The 1,162-nt window shown below is 52.6% G+C and carries 2 protein-coding genes; both read left to right on the top strand.

The window, feature by feature from the left end; genetic code table 11:
* A partial coding sequence (locus KDK13_RS09385) for an FAD-dependent oxidoreductase (RefSeq protein WP_257284717.1) occupies positions 1-795 on the top strand: 795 nt, incomplete at its 5' end.
* 119 nt (positions 796-914) lie between these two features.
* Positions 915-1,162 (top strand): uroporphyrinogen decarboxylase family protein (locus tag KDK13_RS09380; protein ID WP_306671064.1); only part of this gene is annotated, 248 nt, incomplete at its 3' end.

Genomic DNA, 1,162 nt, shown 5'->3' with positions numbered 1-1,162 from the left:
TTTGCTGAAATGGGGATTGAGTTTCAGTTGAACACGGAAATCGGTAAAGACATTGCCATGGAAAAGCTGCTTGAAGAGTATGATGCGGTATTCATGGGCATGGGAACCTACACCTATATGAAAGGTGGTTTCCCCGGTGAAGATCTTCAGGGCGTCCATGATGCGCTTCCTTACCTGATTTCCAATGTGAACCGTAACCTTGGCTTCGAGCAGGACCCGGCAGATTTCATCGATATGAAAGGTAAGCGGGTGGTGGTGCTCGGTGGTGGTGATACCGCCATGGACTGTAATCGCACAGCCATTCGTCAGGGCGCCAGGTCGGTTACCTGTGCCTATCGTCGTGATGAAGAGAATATGCCGGGTTCCCGTCGGGAAGTGGCCAATGCCAGGCAGGAGGGTGTGAACTTCCTGTTTAATCGTCAGCCAGTGGAAATTGTTGGTGATGGCAAGGTAGAAGGCATCCGTCTGGTAACCACGGAACTGGGCGAGCCGGATGACAATGGCCGTCGCCGTCCACAGGTGGTAGAAGGCAGTGACCAGATACTGGAAGCGGATGTGGTTCTGGTTGCCTTCGGCTTCCGTCCAAGCCCGGCCGACTGGTTTGAACAGCACGATATTCAGATAGATGAAGGTGGCCGGGTTGTGGCCCCGGAAAAAGCAAAATACAGGTTCCAGACCAGCAACCCCAAAGTGTTTGCCGGTGGTGATATGGTTCGGGGGTCTGACCTGGTTGTCACTGCCATCTGGGAGGGCCGTCAGGCAGCTGAAGGTATCCTTGATTACCTTGATGTCTGATTATTAACTCTTTTTTAAGCAACTTACTTATAGGGACGTTTTTCCAATCTGGAAGCGTCCCTGTTTTTTCTGAAGCCTGGAATAGTGCTCGTTCAGGCAATGCTGGTATCGGTGTTTTTATGACTCCATTGAAAAATGACCGCTTTCTTCGAGCCTTGCTCAGGGAGCCAGTTGATGTAACGCCCGTCTGGATGATGCGCCAGGCCGGTCGTTATTTGCCGGAATACCGGGAGACCAGGGCTCGTGCCGGTGACTTTATGGCCCTGTGCCAGAACGCAGAGCTGGCCTGTGAAGTCACTCTGCAACCATTGGAGCGATTCCCGCTGGACGCGGCGATTCTCTTTTCCGATATTCTCACGATTCCCGA

Source organism: Endozoicomonas sp. SESOKO1, from assembly GCF_024606265.1.
Lineage (GTDB): Bacteria > Pseudomonadota > Gammaproteobacteria > Pseudomonadales > Endozoicomonadaceae > Endozoicomonas.
Note: the sequence above shows the minus strand (reverse complement) of the source record. Positions and strands in the feature narration are given on the sequence as shown.